This window comes from Mycobacterium sp., from assembly GCF_049280035.1.
Lineage (GTDB): Bacteria > Actinomycetota > Actinomycetes > Mycobacteriales > Mycobacteriaceae > Mycobacterium.
The window spans coordinates 1-1,945 of the sequence record NZ_JBAPPI010000437.1 but is presented as its reverse complement, the minus strand read 5'-3'; the positions used below and the strand labels follow the sequence as shown (position 1 = coordinate 1,945).

Here is a 1,945-nt window from a genome sequence, read left to right as displayed (position 1 = left end):
CGGTGAAGCCGGCCACCGTGCTGGTGCTGGGCGTCGGGGTGGCTGGGCTGCAGGCGCTGGCGACGGCCAAACGACTGGGTGGGCGCACCACCGGCTACGACGTGCGCCCCGAGGTGGCCGACCAGGTGCGGTCGGTGGGTGCGCAGTGGCTGGATATCGGAATCGAGGCTGCCGGTGAAGGCGGGTACGCCCGTGAGCTCACCGAGGACGAACGCGCGCAACAGCAGAAGGCGCTGGAAGACGCGATCAGCGGATTCGACGTCGTGATCACCACCGCGCTGGTACCGGGTCGCCCGGCGCCGCGCCTGGTAACTGCTGCGGCGGTCGAGGCCATGAAGCCCGGCAGTGTGGTGGTGGACCTGGCCGGGGAGACCGGCGGCAACTGCGAGCTCACCGAACCCGGGCAGACGGTGGTCAAACACGACGTCACCATCGCTTCGCCGCTGAACCTGCCCGCGACCATGCCCGAGCACGCCAGCGAGCTGTACAGCAAAAACATCACGGCCCTGCTGGACCTGCTGATCACCGACGGCAAGCTGGCCCCGGACTTTGACGACGAAGTCATCGCGGAATCATGTGTTACCCGCGGACGCGCCAGCGAAGAGAGCACCGAGCGCAGCGGTGGGGGTCCCCCCGCTGGCGGGGGCGAGCGGCGCGAGATAGGGGAGGATTCCTAAATGCACGGGATGTATGACGAACTTCTGTCCAACCTGGCCATCCTGGTGCTGTCCGGATTCGTCGGGTTTGCGGTGATTTCCAAGGTGCCCAACACGCTGCACACCCCGCTGATGTCGGGGACGAACGCCATCCACGGCATCGTGGTTCTCGGTGCTCTGGTGGTGTTCGGCGAGGTTGAGCATCCGTCGCTGGCAGTGCAGATCATCTTGTTCGTCGCGGTGGTGTTCGGCACGCTGAACGTCATCGGCGGCTTTATCGTCACCGACCGGATGCTCGGCATGTTCAAAGGGAAAAAGCCTGTGCCGCAGGCTAAGACCGAGGAGCCGGCCGCCAAATGAACTACTTGGTGATCGGCCTCTACGTCATCTCGTTCGGGCTGTTTATTTTCGGCTTGATGGGCCTGACCGGGCCCAAGACCGCAGTGCGCGGCAACTTGATCGCCGCGGTGGGGATGGCGCTCGCCGTGACGGCGACTTTGATCCAGATCCGGCACACAGACCAATGGGTACTGATCATCGCCGGCCTGGTGGTGGGCGTCGTGCTCGGCGTCCCGCTGGCCCGCTATACCAAGATGACCGCCATGCCGCAGCTGGTGGCGTTCTTCAATGGCGTAGGCGGCGGCACGGTCGCGCTCATTGCGCTCTCGGAATTTATTGATACTAAAGGCTTTTCAGCCTTCCAACATGGTGAGTCGCCCACCGTGCACATCGTGGTTGCGTCGTTGTTCGCCGCGATCATCGGGTCGATCTCGTTCTGGGGATCGATCATCGCGTTCGGCAAGCTGCAAGAGGTCATCTCCGGATCGCCGATCGGCTTGGGCAAGGCTCAGCAACTGATCAACCTGCTGCTGTTGGCCGCTGCGGTGGCGGCCGGGGTGGTCATCGGTCTGGACGCGCATCCCGGCAGCGGTGGGGTGTCGTTGTGGTGGATGATCGGTCTGCTGGCCGCCGCCGGTGTGTTGGGCCTGATGGTGGTGCTGCCGATCGGCGGTGCTGACATGCCCGTGGTCATCTCACTGCTCAACGCGATGACCGGCTTGTCGGCCGCGGCCGCGGGTCTGGCGTTGAACAACACCGCGATGATCGTCGCCGGCATGATCGTCGGCGCGTCCGGTTCGATCCTGACCAACCTGATGGCCAAGGCGATGAACCGCTCCATCCCCGCGATCGTGGCCGGCGGGTTCGGCGGCGGGGGGGTCGCCGTGGGCGGCGGCGACGACGCCGACAAATCCGTCAAAGCCACCTCCGCAGCGGACGCCGCGATCCAG

2 protein-coding genes and 1 pseudogene are annotated in these 1,945 nt (G+C 65.3%); all 3 read left to right on the top strand.

Going from position 1 to position 1,945, the window contains the following annotated elements; genetic code table 11:
* Nucleotides 1-677 (top strand): annotated as a pseudogene (locus WAN71_RS14490) (NAD(P)(+) transhydrogenase (Re/Si-specific) subunit alpha); the annotation flags it as partial.
* A gap of 9 nt (nt 678-686) precedes the next feature.
* On the top strand, nt 687-1,016 hold the full coding sequence (locus WAN71_RS14485) for an NAD(P) transhydrogenase subunit alpha (RefSeq protein ID WP_422225997.1): 330 nt from the start codon (nt 687-689) through the stop codon (nt 1,014-1,016).
* Nucleotides 1,013-1,945: NAD(P)(+) transhydrogenase (Re/Si-specific) subunit beta (locus WAN71_RS14480; RefSeq protein ID WP_422225996.1), on the top strand; the 933-nt coding region annotated here is incomplete at its 3' end. The genes WAN71_RS14485 and WAN71_RS14480, both read left to right, overlap by 4 nt.

What these genes read in the sequence shown, in the direction of transcription:
- WAN71_RS14485 (WP_422225997.1), top strand. Translation starts at nt 687, where the DNA reads ATGTATGACGAACTTCTGTCCAACCTGGCCATCCTGGTGCTGTCCGGA.